This window comes from Streptomyces similanensis (genome assembly GCF_039543625.1).
Lineage (GTDB): Bacteria > Actinomycetota > Actinomycetes > Streptomycetales > Streptomycetaceae > Streptomyces > Streptomyces similanensis.
On sequence record NZ_BAABKC010000011.1, the window covers coordinates 144,045 to 161,704 of the forward strand.

General features: G+C 70.8%; 15 protein-coding genes and 2 pseudogenes. 13 read left to right on the plus strand and 4 right to left on the minus strand.

What is annotated here, in order from left to right; all coding sequences use genetic code 11:
* The first annotated feature begins 4 nt into the window (after positions 1-4).
* From ABEB07_RS03965 to ABEB07_RS04000, 8 genes are read left to right on the plus strand one after another with little or no spacing between them, the layout of a single operon-like run.
* A complete protein-coding gene (locus ABEB07_RS03965) occupies positions 5-946 on the plus strand; it encodes a nucleoside-diphosphate kinase (protein ID WP_345667031.1) in 942 nt (313 codons plus the stop codon).
* A complete protein-coding gene (locus ABEB07_RS03970) occupies positions 943-1,164 on the plus strand; it encodes a (2Fe-2S)-binding protein (protein WP_176150891.1) in 222 nt (73 codons plus the stop codon). Before ABEB07_RS03965 ends, ABEB07_RS03970 begins: the two co-directional genes overlap by 4 nt.
* Positions 1,151-2,119 (plus strand): acetylxylan esterase, encoded by a 969-nt coding sequence (locus tag ABEB07_RS03975; protein WP_345667032.1) that lies wholly within the window; start codon positions 1,151-1,153, stop codon positions 2,117-2,119. The genes ABEB07_RS03970 and ABEB07_RS03975 overlap by 14 nt, the downstream gene beginning before the upstream one ends.
* Positions 2,120-2,130: 11 nt before the next feature.
* Positions 2,131-3,087 carry a nucleoside-diphosphate kinase gene (locus ABEB07_RS03980; protein ID WP_345667033.1) on the plus strand — a complete coding sequence of 319 codons (957 nt, stop codon included), beginning with the start codon at positions 2,131-2,133 and terminating at the stop codon, positions 3,085-3,087.
* Positions 3,084-3,737: an MOSC domain-containing protein gene (locus ABEB07_RS03985; protein WP_176150894.1), complete on the plus strand. Its 654-nt coding sequence runs from the start codon at positions 3,084-3,086 to the stop codon at positions 3,735-3,737. The genes ABEB07_RS03980 and ABEB07_RS03985 overlap by 4 nt, the downstream gene beginning before the upstream one ends.
* A complete protein-coding gene (locus ABEB07_RS03990; RefSeq protein ID WP_176150895.1) occupies positions 3,734-4,399 on the plus strand; it encodes a hypothetical protein in 666 nt (221 codons plus the stop codon). The genes ABEB07_RS03985 and ABEB07_RS03990 overlap by 4 nt, the downstream gene beginning before the upstream one ends.
* The gene (locus tag ABEB07_RS03995) at positions 4,396-5,094 is read left to right on the plus strand and encodes an HAD family hydrolase (RefSeq protein ID WP_176150896.1); all 699 of its coding nucleotides are present in this window, start codon (positions 4,396-4,398) and stop codon (positions 5,092-5,094) included. Before ABEB07_RS03990 ends, ABEB07_RS03995 begins: the two co-directional genes overlap by 4 nt.
* Before the next feature lie 3 nt (positions 5,095-5,097).
* The gene (locus ABEB07_RS04000; RefSeq protein ID WP_176150897.1) at positions 5,098-5,574 is read left to right on the plus strand and encodes a CYTH domain-containing protein; all 477 of its coding nucleotides are present in this window, start codon (positions 5,098-5,100) and stop codon (positions 5,572-5,574) included.
* Between the two features lie 194 nt (positions 5,575-5,768).
* On the opposite strand, the pseudogene ABEB07_RS04005 reads toward ABEB07_RS04000, so the two are convergent.
* Positions 5,769-5,909, minus strand: a pseudogene (locus tag ABEB07_RS04005) (IS5 family transposase); the annotation flags it as partial.
* Between ABEB07_RS04005 and ABEB07_RS04010 the strand changes: the two are divergent.
* The 3 genes and pseudogenes from ABEB07_RS04010 to ABEB07_RS04020 form a co-directional block, all read left to right on the plus strand.
* Positions 5,899-6,336: an RHS repeat-associated core domain-containing protein gene (locus tag ABEB07_RS04010; RefSeq protein ID WP_345667034.1), complete on the plus strand. Its 438-nt coding sequence runs from the start codon at positions 5,899-5,901 to the stop codon at positions 6,334-6,336. The pseudogene ABEB07_RS04005 and the gene ABEB07_RS04010 sit on opposite strands and share 11 nt — an antisense overlap.
* Complete coding sequence (locus ABEB07_RS04015) at positions 6,279-6,818, plus strand: Hint domain-containing protein (RefSeq protein WP_345667035.1); 540 nt, start codon at positions 6,279-6,281, stop codon at positions 6,816-6,818. Before ABEB07_RS04010 ends, ABEB07_RS04015 begins: the two co-directional genes overlap by 58 nt.
* Before the next feature lie 575 nt (positions 6,819-7,393).
* A pseudogene (locus tag ABEB07_RS04020) lies at positions 7,394-7,612 on the plus strand (GntR family transcriptional regulator); the annotation flags it as partial.
* 387 nt (positions 7,613-7,999) lie between these two features.
* Here the strand turns inward: ABEB07_RS04020 and ABEB07_RS04025 are convergent.
* From ABEB07_RS04025 to ABEB07_RS04035, 3 genes are all read right to left on the minus strand, one after another.
* Positions 8,000-9,529 carry a helix-turn-helix domain-containing protein gene (locus ABEB07_RS04025; protein ID WP_176150900.1) on the minus strand — a complete coding sequence of 510 codons (1,530 nt, stop codon included), beginning with the start codon at positions 9,527-9,529 and terminating at the stop codon, positions 8,000-8,002.
* 65 nt (positions 9,530-9,594) lie between these two features.
* Positions 9,595-9,792 carry a DUF4236 domain-containing protein gene (locus tag ABEB07_RS04030; protein WP_164589418.1) on the minus strand — a complete coding sequence of 66 codons (198 nt, stop codon included), beginning with the start codon at positions 9,790-9,792 and terminating at the stop codon, positions 9,595-9,597.
* Between the two features lie 141 nt (positions 9,793-9,933).
* Positions 9,934-10,638: a hypothetical protein gene (locus ABEB07_RS04035; protein WP_345667036.1), complete on the minus strand. Its 705-nt coding sequence runs from the start codon at positions 10,636-10,638 to the stop codon at positions 9,934-9,936.
* Positions 10,639-11,057: 419 nt separating this feature from the next.
* On the opposite strand from ABEB07_RS04035, the gene acnA reads away from it, so the two are divergent.
* Together acnA and ABEB07_RS04045 are read left to right on the plus strand one after the other, a co-directional pair.
* Complete coding sequence (acnA, locus tag ABEB07_RS04040) at positions 11,058-13,790, plus strand: aconitate hydratase AcnA (protein WP_345667037.1); 2,733 nt, start codon at positions 11,058-11,060, stop codon at positions 13,788-13,790.
* 564 nt (positions 13,791-14,354) lie between these two features.
* Positions 14,355-17,639 (plus strand): GH92 family glycosyl hydrolase, encoded by a 3,285-nt coding sequence (locus ABEB07_RS04045; protein ID WP_345667038.1) that lies wholly within the window; start codon positions 14,355-14,357, stop codon positions 17,637-17,639.
* The last annotated feature ends 21 nt before the right edge of the window (positions 17,640-17,660 follow it).

Here is a 17,660-nt window from a genome sequence, read left to right on the forward strand (position 1 = left end):
AGGAATGGAGACACAGGGTTCCGTCGAACGTCCCCACGACATCCCGCGCGAGCTGATGGCCGCCGTCACGAGGTCGTCCGTCAAGGCGCACCTGTTCGGCATCGACACCTACACGCGGGAAGCTGCCTGGACGTTCGGTGGACACGCACCCGAACTCCTGCGCACCGCCCTGTGCGTACTCAAGCCCGATGCCGCTGTGGGGCGGCGCTACGGCGCTGCTCTCCAGGCGCTGCGCGACAATGGGTTCCGTCCGGTGGACGTCCTGCCCTTCCGGCACGACCGGCTGACGATCCGCGAGACGTGGCGCTTCCAGCTCAACTTCGCCGATCGCGAGCGCGTCGCCACCATGGAGCTGTACCTGCGCTCCCTGGACTGCGTCCTGCTGGTCCTGCGGGACGAGGAGTACCGCCCGGGGGCGGTACCGGCCGCTGTCCGGCTCGCCTCCCTCAAGGGGCCGGCCACCGCTGAACTGCGCAGGCCGGAGCACCTGCGGCAACGGCTGGGCGCCCTCAACGGGCTGTTCAACTTCGTCCACACCACGGACGAGCCGATCGACGTCATGCGCGACCTCGGCCTCCTGCTCGACACCCGGCGCCGCGAAGGCGTACGGGAGCGCATGCTCGCGGGACACGACGCGTCCGCCGAGGTGGAACTCATCCGCGAGGAGGTCGAGCGCTCCGTCCCGGCGCACGACCTCGACCCGCTGCGCAGCTGGCGACGGCTGGAGGAGTCGGGGGCGCCGGCGGGCGCGCTCGCCCGCGCCCGAGCGGGCGGGGACACCGTCACCGCCGCCCAGCTCCTGCGGGCGGCCCACCACCCGGACGCCGAACCCGGCGACCTCTGGGACCTGCTGGCCGTCCTCACCGACACCGTGCGCTTCAACGTGCCCGGCATCGAGCGCATCTACCCCAACGTCCTGCTCAGCGCCTGGCAGGAACAGTCATGAGCACGGGCAACATCTGCGTGTGCTACCAGGTGACCGAGGACGAGCTCGTCGGCTGGATCCGGCGCGGCGTCACCACGGTCGAGGGGCTGGGCGAGCACAGCGGGGCCGGACAGGGCTGCGGCGACTGTCACGAGATGCTGGAGGAGCTCATCGAGGACTTCGCCGAGGGCGGCCCCGGCAACGGCACTTCCCTGGCGGTGAGCCGTGCCCTCGGCTGAGCACGACACCCTGGCCCGGTTCTGGCGCTCCGAGCTGGACGAGGCCGCGGGCCACCCGCTGGACGTCGAGGCCGTACCGCAGGACACACCGCTCACCGGCAGCACCGTCCTCGATGTGTCGTTCGGCGGCGCCCACGGCCACCGCATCGCGGCCTGGTACGTCCGGCCCGCCGGTCCGCCCGGCGGCGCCCTGCCCTGCGTGGTCCAGTTCCTCGGCTACAAATCGGGCCGCGGACACCCCGTGGACCACCTCCTCTGGCCCGCCCTCGGCTACGCCACCCTCGTCGTCGACACCCGGGGCCAGGGCGGCGCCGGCGGCCGCGCGGGCGCCACCGCCGACCCGGTCGGCCCCACGTCCCCCCAGGTACCCGGGTTCACCACCCGAGGCATCCTCGACCCGAGGACGTACTACTACCGCGACGCCTACGTCGACGCGGTGCGCGCGGTGGAGGCCGCCGCGCAGCTCCCGGGCGTCGACGCCGACCGCATCGCGACCGCCGGGTGCAGCCAGGGGGGCCAGCTCGCGCTGGCCGCCGCCGTCCTCAGCCCCCGGGTCGCCGCGTCGCTCGTCGAGTCGCCCTTCCTCGCGGCGCTGCCCGCTCTCACGCACGTGCCCGACCGGCAGCCGTACCGGGAGCTGCTGCGCTTCGCCGAATCCCACCCGGCGCTCGCCGACCGGGCGTCCAGGACGTTGCGCCTGTTCGACGTGGCCGAGCTGGCGGTGCACGGGCGCTGTCCCGCGCTGTTCTCCGTCGCGGGCAAGGACCTGCGCTGCCTGCCGAGCACCGGACACGCCGTACACGACCGCTACCCGGCGGCGAAGCGGCTCGTGACCTGGCCGCTGGCCGAGCACGCCGAGCCCAACACGCCGCTGCGCCTCGCCGAGGCGGAGTTCCTGGCCGACGTCTTCGCCCCGGCGGGCATGCCGCACCGGGCGCCCGCATTCTGGCAGTAAGGACACGACAGATGAGACGACTGCATCCAGACAGTCCACCCGTCGCGCAGTTGAGCGAGGTCACGTCCGACGTGCTTGACGCCGTCACCTGGTCCGAGCGCAAGGCGGACCTGTACGCGGTCGACCACTACTTCCGCGAGGCCGTCGGGACCTTCGGCGACATCGTGCCAAAGATGCTGGGCATCGCCCTGTGCATGCTCAAGCCGGAGGCGACCGCGGGCCGCAGGCTGCGTCCCGCGCTGCGCATCCTGCGCGAGGCGGGCTTCACCCCGGTCGACGTCGTTCCCTTCACGCACGACCGGCTGACCATCCGCGAGGTCTGGCGCTACCAGTTCAACATCGCCAGCCGCCAGCGCATCGACGCCATGGACGTCATCCTGCCCAGCACCCGGACCGTGGCACTGGTGCTCAAGGACGAGCGGTGGCACCCGGGCGCCACCCCCGCCGCGGTCAGGCTGAACGGGCTCAAGGGCCCGGCCGACCCCGCCCTGCGCCGCCCCGAGCACCTGCGCCACCAACTGGGCGTCGTCAACGGACTGTTCAACTTCACGCACATCTCGGACGAGCCCGCGGACGTCCTGCGGGAACTCGCCGTCATCTGCGACGAACCGCGCCGCGACCTGGTGCGTCGGCGCGTCATGGAGGACCACGACGCCCGCTCCGAGGCCCTCGAGGTCTTCCAGGAGCTGGAGGACCGCTACCCGGAGCACGACTTCGACCTCGAGAACAGCTGGCGGAGACTGGCTGACGCGCCCGGTCGGCTAGGCCGGGCGTGCGCCTCACGCCCCGGACTCGAGGAGATGCTCGCACTCACGCGGGAGACCCCGCTGGACGGCCCGCACCGTTGGGACCTGCTGACCGTGGTCACCCACCTGCTGACGGAGATGAACGTCGACGGGGTCACCCCCGCGGTGCCCAACGTCACCGCGGCGTGGGATCCGCGGCACCTCGCGGGAGCAGTCTCGTGACCGCGGTGCTCGCCACCCTCAACCTGGGCGTCGAACGGCACGGCCCCTGGACCAGCGTCGGCCGCAGCGGCATAGACAAGCGCCCCGTGGACCACCGCGTGCAGGCCCGCACCTGGGGGCTGGAGGGCGACCTGATCGCCGACAAGCGCGTCCACGGGGGCCCCGACAAGGCCGTGTACGCCTTCGCGCGCGAGGACGCGGTCTTCTGGCAGGAGGAACTCGGGCGGGACGTGGGGCCGGGCAACTTCGGCGAGAACTTCTCGACGACGGGCCTGGACGTCACCGGGGCGGAGGTCGGTGAGCAATGGGCCATCGGGGACGCCGTGTTCGAGGTCATCCGGGCCCGCAAACCCTGTCGGGTCTTCGCTGGGTTCTGGGACGTCCCCGACCTGGTCAAGCGCTTCATCGCGCACGGCGCCCCCGGTGCGTACCTGCGCACCCTGCAGGAGGGCTCGGTCGGCGCCGGGGATGCGATCGAGGTGATCAGGCGTCCCGGCCACGGAGTGACCATCGGATACATGCTCAGGGCACTCACCACGGAGCCGCACCTGCTGCCCCGTTTCCTGGACGCCCCGGAGATGCTTCCCAAACACCATGAGAAGGCCCGCAAGTGGCTGGCCGCCCGAGAACTGGAGAAGTCCAACCCATGACGACCACCGCTCCGTTGCCCCTGATCGACCCGGCCAGGCTCGCCGCCCTCGACTGGTCCGACATGCCCGCGCTGCACCGGCCGATGGAGGAGCTCCTCGAAGAGCTGGTGTCGCACCCCACGTGGCTCAACGACGCCTTCGACCACGTCCTGGCCACCCCGGAGCTGCTCAACCAGTGCGAGCGGCTCCAGGAGCTCGACCGGGTCGTCCTCGTCAACGACAAGGACAGTGACGTCCGGGTCCGCCTGCACGTCTTCACCGGCAGCGACTTCGACCGTCCGCACAACCACCGCTGGAGCTTCGGCTCGCGCATCCTGCACGGCAGCTACCAGCACCACCTCTTCGGTGACTACGAGGAGCTGGACACCGACACCCGCATCGGAAGCCCCGCCCTGGTGCGCGACGAGGTCGCGGGCACGGGCTACGTCATCCGGCACACCATGGTGCACACCGTCAGCTCCGAGCCGAACACCACGTCCCTCATCGTGCGCGGTCCCTCCGAGAAGGACCGCTTCGTCGTGATGAACCGCGACAGCGGTGAGGCGTGGTGGCAGTACGGGCAGAAGAACGAGAAGCCCGAGGACCAGGCCCGCCGGCGCCTCGGGGCCGAGCGTGTGGAGGAGATCAGGCAGCTCCTCATCAGCCAGGGCTGCATCCGTTGACGGCCGTCGACTTCACTCACGAACCGGTCGACCTGGTCATCTTCGACTGCGACGGCGTCCTGGTGGACAGCGAACCCATCGCCGTGCGCACCCATGTCGCCCTCGGCACCGAACTGGGCTGGACACTCAGCGAGTCGGACGTCATGGACCGTTTCGTCGGACGCTCGACCACGTCCATCGGCGAGCAGATCGCCGAGCGCCTGGGGGACGAGACCGCGCGCGTGTGGGACAAGAGGTTCCGTGAGATGCACGCGGCCGCCGTGGACGAGGAGCTGGCACCGGTGGACGGCATCGTCGAGGCCCTGGACGGCCTCGAGCGTGCCGGAATCGCTCCGGAGCAGTGGTGCATCGCATCCAGCGGCAACCACGAGAAGATGCGCCACACCCTCGGCAGGGTGGGCCTGTATGAGCGCTTCGAGGGCCGGATCTTCAGTGCTCATGAGGTCGAGCGCGGAAAGCCCGCCCCCGACCTCTTCCTGCACGCCGCACGGCAGATGGGCGTCAGCCCCGCACGCTGTGCCGTGGTGGAGGACAGCAGGTTCGGCGTCCAGGCGGCCGACTCCGCGGGAATGCGCTCCGTCGGCTACGCGGGGGGCCTCACCCCTGCTTCCTGGCTGACCGGGCTCGCCACGGTCGTCCTGACGGACATGCGCCTGCTCCCTGAGCTGCTTGCGCAGCAGAAGGCCGGGGGGTGAGCGGTGCCGCTGGAGATCGAGCGCAAGTTCCTGCTCGTTCCGGGAGAACTCCCGCCCACCACCGCCACGGAACCGATCGAGCAGGGCTACCTGGCCGTCACCGAGGAGGGTGTGGAGGTGCGCCTGCGACGCATCGCGGGCCAGTGCGTCCTGGGGGTCAAGCACGGTCACGGCGGGCTCTCCCGCACCGAGGTGGAGTGCCCGCTCACGGATGCCGAGTTCGAGGAGCTCTGGCCCGCCACGGCGGGGCGGCGACTGGTGAAGACGCGCTACTCCGTGCCCGTCCGCGACCTGGTCGCCTCCGTGGACGTCTACGCCCATGAGCTGGCCGGGCTCCGCACGGTCGAGGTGGAGTTCGCGACGGAAGACGCGGCGCGGGCCTTCACGCCCCCCGACTGGTTCGGAGCGGAGATCACGGGAGTCAGGGAGTACAAGAACCGCCTGCTGGCGGTCGAAGGCCTTCCCGAGGTTCTCCACTGACCCCGCACCGCCGCTCCGTTTCCCGATCTGGCCGCGGAGCGGCGGTGCGACGCGCGACGGGCCGGGACGGGAGCGAATCCCGTCCCGGCCCGTCCGCGTGCCACTGGGGTGCGTCTGGCGGCGATGCCGGGGAAGCCTCTGAGCCGGTTGAAGCAGCGCTCGACGGTGTTGCGGCGACGGTAGAGCTGCCGGTCGAAGGCGGGAGGCCGGACGCCGCGACGGCCTCGGTTGCGGCGGTGGCGCTGCTGATCGCTCTCCGCGGGGATGGCGTACGCGATGGCCCGGCGGCGGAGGTAGGCGCGGAAGTCGCGGGAACTGTAGGCCTTGTCGGCCATGATCTGGTCCGGCTACAACTACGTCGCCCCCAACGACCAGGCGACCGGCACCACCAGCCTCAACTCCACCGCCCAGACACCGACCTTCCGCCTCTTCGACCCCTGCGGCAACCAGCCCGCCACCCGGCCCGGCGACAAGGGCTTCGTCGGCGGAACCCAGGACCAGACCACCAACCTCACCCACCTCGGCGCCCGCGACTACGACCCCACTCTCGGCCGCTTCATCTCCAAGGTGGAGGACATTCGCGGCGGCGGTGGCGGCTACCACCACGTTCCTGACCACCCCAGCGATTCGACCAGCGGCACCGGCCACCGAAGCGGAAACGGATCGCCGGTGCCCCGGAATCGGGCGGAGCCAGTCTGGTCGGAGTGGGCCTGTGCGGTGCCGCTGCCGCGGACGCCGGCACGCTCACCCAGGAATGGCTGAGCGGTGGAGCGAGCACGAGCGATTCCCTGAAGGAACAGGGCCAGGCGATCGCAGAGGGCGCCACCTTCGCAATGGGGGCTGAACTGGCCGCCGAAAAGCTGGCCGTGCGCGCCGCACGCTCCGCGTGCAACAGCTTCCTTCCCGCAGCCGATGTGCTCCTCGCCGACGGCACGAAGACAGACATCGCACAAGTCAAGGTCGGCGATCGGGTCCTCGCCACGGACCCTGTCTCGGGGACGACGGAGCCCGAGAAAGTCACCGACGTCATCGTCACCAAGACGGACAAGGACTTCACCGACCTCACCGTCCGCACCAAGACCGGCGACGGCACCATCACGTCCACCCAGCACCACCCCTACTGGGACACCACCCGCCACCAGTGCTCAACGCAGCCGACCTCAAGGCCGGCGAACACCTCCGCCAGCTCAACGGCACCACCCGCACCATCACCGCCGTACGCAACTACCACCGAACCTCGGTGACCTACAACCTCACGGTCGACCGACTCCACACGTACTATGTGGCGGGACACCCGTCCGAATTGACCATTGACCGTGGGGGCGCAAAAGCAAACCGCAGGGACTCGATGCGCGGCAATCCGCGGGTGCCCAGCAAGGACCGGGATGAGTACCCGTCAGCAATTTTCCAGGAGGGTGGAACTGGCGCCAGCGTGCGGCCTGTCACTCCTGGAGATAATCGAGGCGCAGGCTCCGTAATAGGAAACCACTGCAGCGGCCTCCCTGACGGGACGAAGGTGCGAATAGTGGTGTGTGACTGATGGGTAGTCGATTGGACAAGCTGATCTCGCTTGCGGGGCCAGCGCTCGGGGTTCAGGGCGTAAGTGAGCACTTTACGGCTGAAGGCCGCATGGGTAGGCGACCACGAGTTTCTGACTGGATTTCCTGTAGCGCATGAGTGGCAAAGTCTGAACGGTTCGATTGAGGATGGGCTTCGCCTTATTCCGAAGCGTCCATTCGTGTTGGGCGGAGAATCCTCCGCCAGAAACATGTATGTGCTCGATTCCGTGAAGGCAATGCGCCTTCGGGGAGATTTGGCGATGCAACTCCGAGATCTCCCGGATGCAGCGGAGTATGGCTTGGTGGAGCAGCGTGTTGAAGTCCCGGGTGAGGGTGGACACCTCGGCGAGCTGAGCCCAGGCGAACGGCTCCCCGCCGCGCGTGAGCTGCGACGACGCTTCGGCATCGGCAGCTCCGCAGCCCAAAACGCCCTGCGGCTCCGCAAGGACGAAGGGCTGATCTACTCCGTCCTGGGCCGGGGCAGCTACGTCCGCCCGCCGAAGCCGATCGTGACCACCGAAATGGAGGCCGTCACGGCAGCTGCAGACGGGGTTGATCCCGGCGGGTCCGATTCCGTACACACAGGTCTCGGTACCCTCCGGCGCGGTTGGCGGACCGCCGACAGTCCCCCTGACGATCCCCGCCCCCGTTCGGCTGATCGTGCTGCGTGCGGGGCAGTACCGACGGTGCTCGCGAGTGGGAGCGTCCAGGGAACACGGCTTCCACGCCCTGTGCCTCTTCGCGTGGTCCAGCCCGTGGAGCGTGGCTCGCGGTCCGCTGCCAGGCCCGAAGTCCCAGAGGCGCCGCCGCACCCCTTCCAGACCCGCATTCGTGCAGGTCACATAGGGTGCGGCGGCAGCCGTTGGTCAGATGTCCCGGAAGATCTCGATCTGTGCGCCGATCGAGTTCAGGCGCTCCGCCAAGTCCTCGTAGCCGCGGTTGATGACGTAGACGTTGCGCAGGACCGACGTGCCCTCGGCGGCCATCATCGCCAGGAGGACGACGACCGCGGGGCGCAGGGCCGGCGGGCACATCATCTCGGCGGCGCGCCAGCGGGTCGGGCCCTCGACCAGGACCCGGTGCGGGTCGAGGAGCTGGAGGCGGCCGCCGAGGCGGTTGAGGTCGGTCAGGTAGATCGCGCGGTTGTCGTAGACCCAGTCGTGGATCAGCGTCTGGCCCTGCGCGGTGGCCGCGATGGCCGCGAAGAACGGGACGTTGTCGATGTTCAGGCCGGGGAACGGCATCGGGTGGATCTTGTCGATCGGCGCCTCCAGCTTGGAGGGCCGGACCGTGAGGTCCGTCAGCCGGGTGCGGCCGTTGTCCGCGAAGTACTCGGGGCTGCGGTCGTGGTCGAGGCCCATCTCCTCCAGGACCGCCAGCTCGATCTCCAGGAACTCGATCGGCACCCGGCGCACCGTCAGCTCCGACTCGGTGACGACCGCAGCCGCCACCAGGCTCATCGCCTCCACCGGGTCCTCGGAGGGGGAGTAGTCCACGTCCACGTCGATGACCGGCACGCCGTGCACGGTGAGCGTGGTGGTGCCGATGCCCTCCACCCGCACCCCCAGCGCCTCCAGGAAGAAGCACAGGTCCTGGACCATGTAGTTGCTGGAGGCGTTGCGGATGACGGTCACGCCGTCGTGGCGCGCCGCCGCCAGCAGCGCGTTCTCGGTCACCGTGTCGCCGCGCTCGGTCAGCACGATCGGACGGTCCGGGCGCACCGCCCGGTCCACCACGGCGTGGTACTGCCCCTCGGTCGCCGCCACGTCCAGCCCGAACCGGCGCAGCGCGATCATGTGCGGCTCGATGGTGCGCGTGCCGAGGTCGCAGCCGCCGGCGTACGGCAGCTTGAAGCGGTCCATGCGGTGCAGCAGCGGGCCGAGGAACATGATGATGGAGCGGGTGCGGACGGCCGCCTCGGCGTCGATGGCGTCCAGGTCCAGGTCGGCCGGCGGCACGATCTCCAGATCCGTGCCGTCGTTGATCCAGCGGGTGCGGACGCCGATCGAGCCCAGCACCTCCAGCAGACGGTAGACCTCCTCGATCCGCGCCACCCGGCGCAGCACCGTGCGCCCCCGGTTGAGCAGCGACGCGCACAGCAGCGCGACACACGCGTTCTTGCTCGTCTTGACGTCGATCGCGCCGGACAGGCGACGGCCGCCGACCACCCTCAGGTGCATCGGGCCCGCGTAGCCCAGCGACACGATCTCACTGTCCAGGGCTTCGCCGATCCGGGCGATCATCTCAAGGCTGATGTTCTGGTTGCCGCGCTCGATCCGGTTGACGGCGCTCTGACTGGTGCCGAGCGCCTCGGCGAGCTGCGCCTGCGTCCAGCCGCGGTGCTGCCGGGCGTCACGGATGAGCTTGCCGATGCGTACGAGGTAGTCGTCTGCCATGAGGTTGAGGTTATCTCAGATATGAGATGGCACCTCTTGAGGGGGGCCATTCGGGTGATGAGCTGTCAATGCCCCCCGGAGCGACGGGTCCGACGCCACCCGAAAGGTCCGGGCAAATCTACCGATGTCGTATGACGTCCGGTGCTGCTGTGGGTGTGTCGCGGGCCGTTTTTCCCACCGGTGGTGAGGGACCAGGAATGCCGGTTGATGTTCAAGCGCACTCCCGGCAGGATCCGGAAACTCTTGCGGAATGTGAGCGGCATGTCGCGCCTCCTTCCGAACGCTGCTGGACGCGTCCATGTCCCCTTCGGATACCCCGAGTTGACCCTCGGATTCACCGGCTCCCGGCCCCCGGCCCCCGGCCCCCGGCCCGGCGTGTCGCCCGCCGGGCCGGTGCGGGTCCGTCACCAGTCCTTCTCGGCCGTCATCTTCGCCGGGGCCAGTACGGCCACATGGCCGTGGTCGCCGTACACGGACCTCCGCCAGTGGGCGAAGACCTCGGCGGCGCGGTCCAGTTCGTCCGTCTCCCACACCCCGTAGTCGGCGTGGACCTCGGCCACGACCCGGGCACCGCCCGGGAGCGTGCGGGTCCGTACGCTCGTCACGTGGGCGGCGATGGCGGCGTCCGACTTCCTCGGCGCGCTCGTCCTCAGGTACGCGCGGAACTCGCGGAGCATCGGGAACCAGCGGTGCGGCCCGGTCGTCGGCACGCCCTCGTCCCAGCCGTCGTTGGTCGTGTCGCCCGTCGTGTCGTCCGTCGTCCGATCGGTCGCGCCGTCGGTCGTGTCGTCCGTGGTCTCGTCCGTGGTCTCGTCCGTGAGGGAGCCGTCCGCGTCCTGCTGGTCGTCGCTGGTCGCGTCGGGCAGTTCGCCCTGGTCGTCGCTCGTCGTGTCCGCGTCCTCCGTGCCGCCCGGGTCGCCTGCCCCGGACGAGTCCTCCGTGTCTCCTGTGTTTCCCGCGCCCGCCGTCGCGGCGGCCCCCGCCTCCGCGGCCCCCGCTCCCGCGGCCCCCGCCCCCGCCCCCGCCCGCTCCGCGCCGCAGGCGGTCAGCGGGAGGCAGCAGCAGGCCAGCGCCGCCGCGACGCACGCGTACCGGGTCGTGATCTTCATGCGTGTGCCCCCTGTTCCGTTGCCCCCGTCGGACGGTGAGAGAGGCGATCGCCGCCCGGGGTTCCACGGGGCCGCGCGGACCGCGGCCGGCCCTGCGCCGCCCACCGCCCCGTGGTTCGATGAGGCGAGCCGGGCGCCGCACGGCGCGGGCGCCTCACCGCGACCGAGCGGACGCGTCACCCGCGACCGCGCGAGGGCGCGACGGGGCCGGGCCGGGCATGACCATCCGGCCCCCATGTATTAGAGTTATCTCGACATCGAGATATCTGCCGAGGAGCACCGCAGCCGCACCCCGGTAAGGGTTACCTAACTTAGCCCTACCTTAGCTGATGGGGCGAGCGCCGTGGCGGCACTATGCGGTGGTCGCCGCATAGGGTTTGCGGTGTGGTGGTACGCGCACATCAATGAAGGAGACTGTCGTGTCGGCGAACAGCTTCGACGCCCGCAGCACGCTGCAGGTGGGCGACGAGTCGTACGAGATCTTCCGGCTTGACAAGGTCGAGGGCTCGGCCCGACTGCCTTACAGCCTGAAGGTCCTGCTGGAGAACCTGCTCCGCACCGAGGACGGCGCGAACATCACCGCCGACCACATCCGTGCCCTCGGCGACTGGGACTCCCAGGCCCAGCCGTCGCAGGAGATCCAGTTCACGCCGGCCCGCGTGATCATGCAGGACTTCACCGGCGTGCCCTGTGTCGTCGACCTCGCCACCATGCGCGAGGCCGTCAAGGAGCTGGGCGGCGACCCGGCGAAGATCAACCCGCTCGCCCCGGCCGAGCTGGTCATCGACCACTCCGTCATCGCCGACAAGTTCGGCACCAACGACGCCTTCAAGCAGAACGTCGAGCTGGAGTACGGCCGCAACCGCGAGCGCTACCAGTTCCTGCGCTGGGGCCAGACCGCCTTCGACGAGTTCAAGGTCGTCCCGCCCGGCACCGGCATCGTCCACCAGGTCAACATCGAGCACCTGGCCCGCGTCGTCATGGTCCGCGACGGCAAGGCGTACCCCGACACCCTGGTCGGCACCGACTCGCACACCACCATGGTCAACGGCCTCGGCGTCCTCGGCTGGGGCGTCGGCGGCATCGAGGCCGAGGCGGCCATGCTCGGCCAGCCGGTCTCCATGCTGATCCCGCGCGTCGTCGGCTTCAAGCTGACCGGCGAGCTGCCCACCGGCACCACCGCCACCGACCTGGTGCTCACCATCACCGAGATGCTGCGCAAGCACGGTGTGGTCGGCAAGTTCGTGGAGTTCTACGGCGAGGGCGTCGCCGCCACCTCGCTGGCCAACCGCGCCACCATCGGCAACATGTCGCCGGAGTTCGGCTCCACCGCCGCGATCTTCCCGATCGACGACGAGACCATCAACTACATGCGCCTGACCGGCCGCCCGGAGCAGCAGCTCGCGCTGGTCGAGGCGTACGCCAAGGAGCAGGGTCTCTGGCTGGACCCGCAGGCCGAGCCGGACTTCTCCGAGAAGCTCGAGCTGGACCTGTCCACGGTCGTGCCGTCCATCGCCGGCCCGAAGCGCCCGCAGGACCGCATCGTCCTGGCCGAGGCCGCCCAGCAGTTCGCGTCCGACGTCCTCAACTACGTGGACGTGGTGGACGAGGCGGGCAAGGAGTCCTTCCCGGCCTCCGACGCCCCGGCCGTCGCCCCCAACGGCGCCCCCTCCAACCCGGTCCAGGTCACCGCCCCCGACGGCACGACCTACGAGCTGGACCACGGCGCGGTCACCGTCGCGGCCATCACCTCCTGCACCAACACCTCCAACCCGTACGTCATGGTCGCCGCCGCGCTGGTGGCCAAGAAGGCGGTGGAGAAGGGCCTGACCCGCAAGCCGTGGGTCAAGACCACCCTCGCCCCGGGCTCCAAGGTCGTCACCGACTACTTCGACAAGGCGGGCCTGACCCCGTACCTGGACAAGGTCGGCTTCAACCTGGTCGGTTACGGCTGCACCACCTGCATCGGCAACTCCGGCCCGCTGCCGGAGGAGGTCTCCAAGGCGGTCAACGACCACGACCTCGCCGTCACCTCGGTGCTCTCCGGCAACCGCAACTTCGAGGGCCGGATCAACCCCGACGTCAAGATGAACTACCTGGCGTCCCCGCCGCTGGTCGTCGCCTACGCGATCGCCGGCTCCATGAAGGTGGACATCACCAAGGACGCCCTCGGCGCCGACCAGGACGGCAACCCGGTCTACCTGAAGGACATCTGGCCCTCGGAGTCCGAGGTCAACGACGTCGTCGCCAACGCCATCGGCGAGGACATGTTCTCCAAGTCCTACGCCGACGTGTTCGCCGGCGACGCCCAGTGGCAGTCGCTGCCGATCCCGACCGGCGACACCTTCGAGTGGGACGGCGAGTCCACCTACGTCCGCAAGCCCCCGTACTTCGAGGGCATGGCCATGGAGCCGTCCGCGGTCGAGGACATCACCGGCGCCCGGGTGCTGGCCAAGCTCGGCGACTCGGTCACCACCGACCACATCTCCCCGGCCGGTGCGATCAAGGCCGACACCCCGGCCGGCCAGTACCTCACCGAGCACGGCATCGAGCGCCGTGACTTCAACAGCTACGGCTCGCGCCGCGGCAACCACGAGGTCATGATCCGCGGCACGTTCGCCAACATCCGGCTGCGCAACCAGATCGCGCCGGGCACCGAGGGCGGCTACACCCGCGACTTCACCCGGGCCGCCGAAGGTGACGGGGGTGCGCCGGTCTCCTTCATCTACGACGCCTCGCAGAACTACCAGGCGGCCGGCGTGCCGCTGGTCGTCCTGGCCGGCAAGGAGTACGGCTCCGGCTCGTCCCGCGACTGGGCCGCCAAGGGCACCGCGCTGCTCGGCGTGAAGGCCGTCATCGCCGAGTCCTACGAGCGCATCCACCGCTCGAACCTGATCGGCATGGGCGTGCTGCCGCTCCAGTTCCCGGAGGGCCAGTCCGCGCTCGCCCTCGGTCTGACCGGCGAGGAGACCTTCTCCATCACCGGCGTCACCGAGCTGAACGACGGCACCACCCCGCGCACGCTGAAGGTCACCACCGACACCGGTGTCGAGTTCGACGCGGTCGTCCGCATCGACACCCCCGGTGAGGCGGACTACTACCGCAACGGCGGCATCCTCCAGTACGTGCTGCGCAGCCTGATCCGCAAGTAGGGATCAGCACACGGCAGTGGGGCCGCATCTCCGGCGACGGGGATGCGGCCCCTCCGTTTTCCGTCCCAGGCGTTTACAGCGGTCACGGGTCGCGCTAGGTTCGACCGGCGAGGTGGGAGCGCTCCCAATGGCGGTGGACCGGAACCCCCCGTCCGGACGTTCCCGCCTCGCGTCGCCCGCGTGCCGCGCACGGCGCGGAGGGGCGTCCCGGCCACGGGGGAACGGGGGCTCGGGGCGGACCCGGCGGCCCCACGAGCGGGTGGCCGCCGGGTCCGCGAGCCGGGCGGGCGAAGGGGGGAAGACGCCTGTCCGGGGTGGTGCCGGCTTGTGACGACCATGGTGCGCGACAACGTTGTCTGATGGCCTGTGCATGACTCTACCGCGCCAACGGACAACGATGTCAACCCACTTGGGCCCCGTCCCACCCATGTGGGTGGGACGCGCTCCCGCTCCGGTACGTCCGCGGTACGCGGTCTTCCGGCGTGCCCCCGAGGCGCGCTACCGTCTCCGAGGCTTGTGCGACCCGTGGTGCGCGACCCGTCCCCTAAGGAGGGGCCGCCTCCCATGCGTTTCCGTCCGACGTCCCTGCTGCTCGCCGCGGTGCTCGCGGCCGGCGGAGCCACCCCCGCCCTCGCGGCGCCCGCCGCGCCCGACAGAGCCGGCCCCGCGCTGGTGAACGACCCGACCCCGTACGTCGACCCGCTGATCGGCACCAAGAACGGCGGCGACACCTTCCCCGGCGCCGTCACGCCGTTCGGCATGTTCTCCTTCAGCCCCGAGAACACCCGCGGCGACGCCACCCGGACCACCGCGCCCGGCGGCTACCAGTACGACGCCACCCGCATCCGCGGCTTCAGCCTCACCCACATGTCCGGCACCGGCTGCGCGGGCGGCAGCGGCGACATCCCGCTCTTCCCCTACGCCGGACAGGTCACCACCTCCCCGGCCGCCGACACCAAGGACGCCGTCTACGCCTCCGACTTCCGGCACGCCGACGAGACGGCCGAGCCCGGCCACTACAAGGTCGGCCTCGCCTCCGGCGTCACCGCCGACCTCACCGCCACCGCCCGCACCGGCTCGGCCCGCTTCACCTACCCGGCCGGCACACCCGCCTCGCTGCTCATCCGCACCGCCAACTCCGAGGTCGGCTCCACCACGTCGTCGGTCACCATCGACCCGAAGACCCGCACCGTCTCCGGCTCCGTCACCTCCGGCAACTTCTGCGGCTACCTCGACCCCGAGGGCCAACGCGCTTACTACACCCTGTACTTCACCGCCCGCTTCGACCGTCCCTTCCAGGCCACCGGCACCTGGCAGGACGACCGGCTGAGCCCCGGCTCCACCTCCGCCACCGGCGGCACCGGCGGCTTCGCGCAGGGCGGACGGCCGGTGGCGGGCAAGGGCGCCGGCGGCTACGTCGAGTTCGCGCCCGGCACCGGCCCGGTCGGCGTCAAGGTCGGCGTCTCCTACGTCAGCCAGGCCGGCGCCGCGGCCAACCTCGCCGCCGAGAACCCGCCCCGGCGCACCTTCGAGTCCGTCGAGAAGGCGGCCCGCCGCGCCTGGCGCGACCGGCTGGCCGCCATCCGGGTCGGCGGCGGCGCCGACGAGGACCGCACCACCTTCTACACCGCGCTCTACCACGCCCTGCTGCACCCCAATGTCATCAGCGACGCCGACCGCCGCTACCGCGGCCCCGACGGCGAGGTGCACACCGTCTCCCGCGGCCACCAGGCGCAGTACGGCACCTTCTCCGGCTGGGACGTCTACCGCGACCAGGTGCAGCTGCTGACCCTGCTCAGTCCGCGCACCGGCTCCGACATCGCCCAGTCGCTGTACGAGCTGGCCGGGCAGAACGGCGGTGTCTGGGACCGCTGGCTGCACGGCGCGAGCGGCACCCACGTCATGAACGGCGACCCCTCGCCCACCGCCCTGGCCGGCATCCGCGCCTTCGGCGGCACCGGCTTCGACCTGAAGGGGGCGCTGGCCTCCCTGGTGAAGGCGGCCACCGTGCCCACCGCGGCGGACCTGTCGGCGGCGGGCAAGCCGGTGCTGTCGGCCGGCCAGCGGCCCTCCCTCGACAAGTACCTGAAGCTGCACTACATGCCGTCCGTCTCCAACGCCTGGGGCGGCGCGGCCGAGACCCTGGAGATGTCGACCGCCGACTTCTCCCTCTCCCAACTCGCCACGGCGGCGGGCCAGAAGAAGACCGCCGCGACCTTCGCCGAGCGCGCCCAGTGGTGGCAGAACAACTTCAACATCGCCGCGGACCGCAGCGGCGGCTACATCGCCAACCGCAAGGCCGACGGCAGCTGGGTCACCGGCTTCACCCCGGACACCGGCAACGGCTTCGTCGAGGGCACCGCGGCCCAGTACACCTGGATGGTCCAGCACGACCCGGCCGGGCTGTTCGCCGCGATGGGCGGCCGCGACAAGGCGCTCGCCCGTCTCGACGCCTTCTTCCACGACAGTGACGGGAGTTGGGCGTTCACCGGCGCCGGCGGCGACAAGGCGGCCCTGGACAACGAGCCCTCGATCAACGTGCCCTACCTCTACGCCTACGCGGGCGCGCCCTACAAGACGCAGGAGACCGTCCGCGCGGCCATGCGGCAGCTGTGGAGCACCGAGCCGGGCGGCATCCCCGGCAACGACGACCTCGGCGCCATGTCCGCCTGGTACGTCTTCTCGGCGCTCGGCATGTACCCGCAGGTGCCCTCGCGCTCCGAACTCGTCCTCGCCTCACCGCTGTTCGAGCGCGCCGAGATCCGGCGGCCGGGCGGCAACGACATCTCCGTGCACGCCACCGGCGCGGCGGCCGGTGCGCCGTACGTCCAGTCGCTGAAGGTGAACGGCCGTACCAGTGACCGTCCATGGCTTCCCGCGTCGTTCGTGCGCGACGGCGGCCGGCTCGACTACACCCTCTCCGCGACCCCCGACACCGCCTGGGGCAGCGCCCCGTCCGCCGCGCCGCCGTCCTTCCGGCAGGGCGAGCAGCCGTACCAGATCGGCGTGGGCCCGACCACGGCGACGCTCGCGCCCGGCGACCGCACCAGGCTCGACGTCCGCGCCCTGTCGCTGAGCGGCGGGCAGGGCCCCGAGGTGCGCTTCCGCGTCCAGGCGCCGGCCGGCGTCACGGCGACCCCGGCCGAGGGCACGGTGACCGGCGGCGCCCAGGAGATCACCCTCGCCGCCGCACCGGACGCGGCCCAGGGCTACTACGACGTCAAGGTCACGGTGACCTCCGGCGCCCAGTCCTACGAGCAGCCCGTCGCCCTGACCGTCGCGGCCCCCGGCACCCTGCTCGCCGCCCGCGACAACACCGGCGTCTCCGACGACGAGGGCGACCACGACGAGGCCGACTACGACGGCGGCGGCTGGAGCTACTCCCGCCAGGCCCTCGCCGCCGCCGGCCTCACCCCGGGCGGGCAGGGCACGGTGGACGGCCTCGCCTTCACCTGGCCCGACGCGCCGGCCGGCCGCCCGGACAACGCCTCCGCCGCCGGGCAGAGCGTCACGCTGCCCGCACCGGCCGCCGCGCTCTCCTTCGTCGGCAGCGCGGTCAACGGCGACCAGCAGGCGAAGGCCACCGTCACCTACACCGACGGCAGCACCGCCGAGGCCGTGCTCGCCTTCACCGACTGGACCGTCGGCGGAGGCGGCGGCGCCGTCCAGTACGGCAACCGGGTCGTCGCCAAGGCGGCGTACCGCAACGTCGCCGGGGCCGACAAGGACCCGGTGGCCACCTACGTGTTCGCCACCCAGCCCTTCGATGCGCCGGCGGGCAAGCGGATCGCGTCGGTGAAGCTGCCGGCCGACACCGACCTGCACGTCTTCGCCCTCGCGGTGAAGTGACCGGCACACCGAGCGGCCGAA

Coding starts and splice junctions, on each gene's coding strand:
- ABEB07_RS03965 (WP_345667031.1), top strand. CDS start 5: ATGGAGACACAGGGTTCCGTCGAACGTCCCCACGACATCCCGCGCGAG.
- ABEB07_RS03970 (WP_176150891.1), top strand. CDS start 943: ATGAGCACGGGCAACATCTGCGTGTGCTACCAGGTGACCGAGGACGAG.
- ABEB07_RS03980 (WP_345667033.1), top strand. CDS start 2,131: ATGAGACGACTGCATCCAGACAGTCCACCCGTCGCGCAGTTGAGCGAG.
- ABEB07_RS03990 (WP_176150895.1), top strand. CDS start 3,734: ATGACGACCACCGCTCCGTTGCCCCTGATCGACCCGGCCAGGCTCGCC.
- ABEB07_RS04025 (WP_176150900.1), bottom strand. CDS start 9,529: ATGGCAGACGACTACCTCGTACGCATCGGCAAGCTCATCCGTGACGCC.
- ABEB07_RS04030 (WP_164589418.1), bottom strand. CDS start 9,792: ATGCCGCTCACATTCCGCAAGAGTTTCCGGATCCTGCCGGGAGTGCGC.
- ABEB07_RS04035 (WP_345667036.1), bottom strand. CDS start 10,638: ATGAAGATCACGACCCGGTACGCGTGCGTCGCGGCGGCGCTGGCCTGC.
- ABEB07_RS04045 (WP_345667038.1), top strand. CDS start 14,355: ATGCGTTTCCGTCCGACGTCCCTGCTGCTCGCCGCGGTGCTCGCGGCC.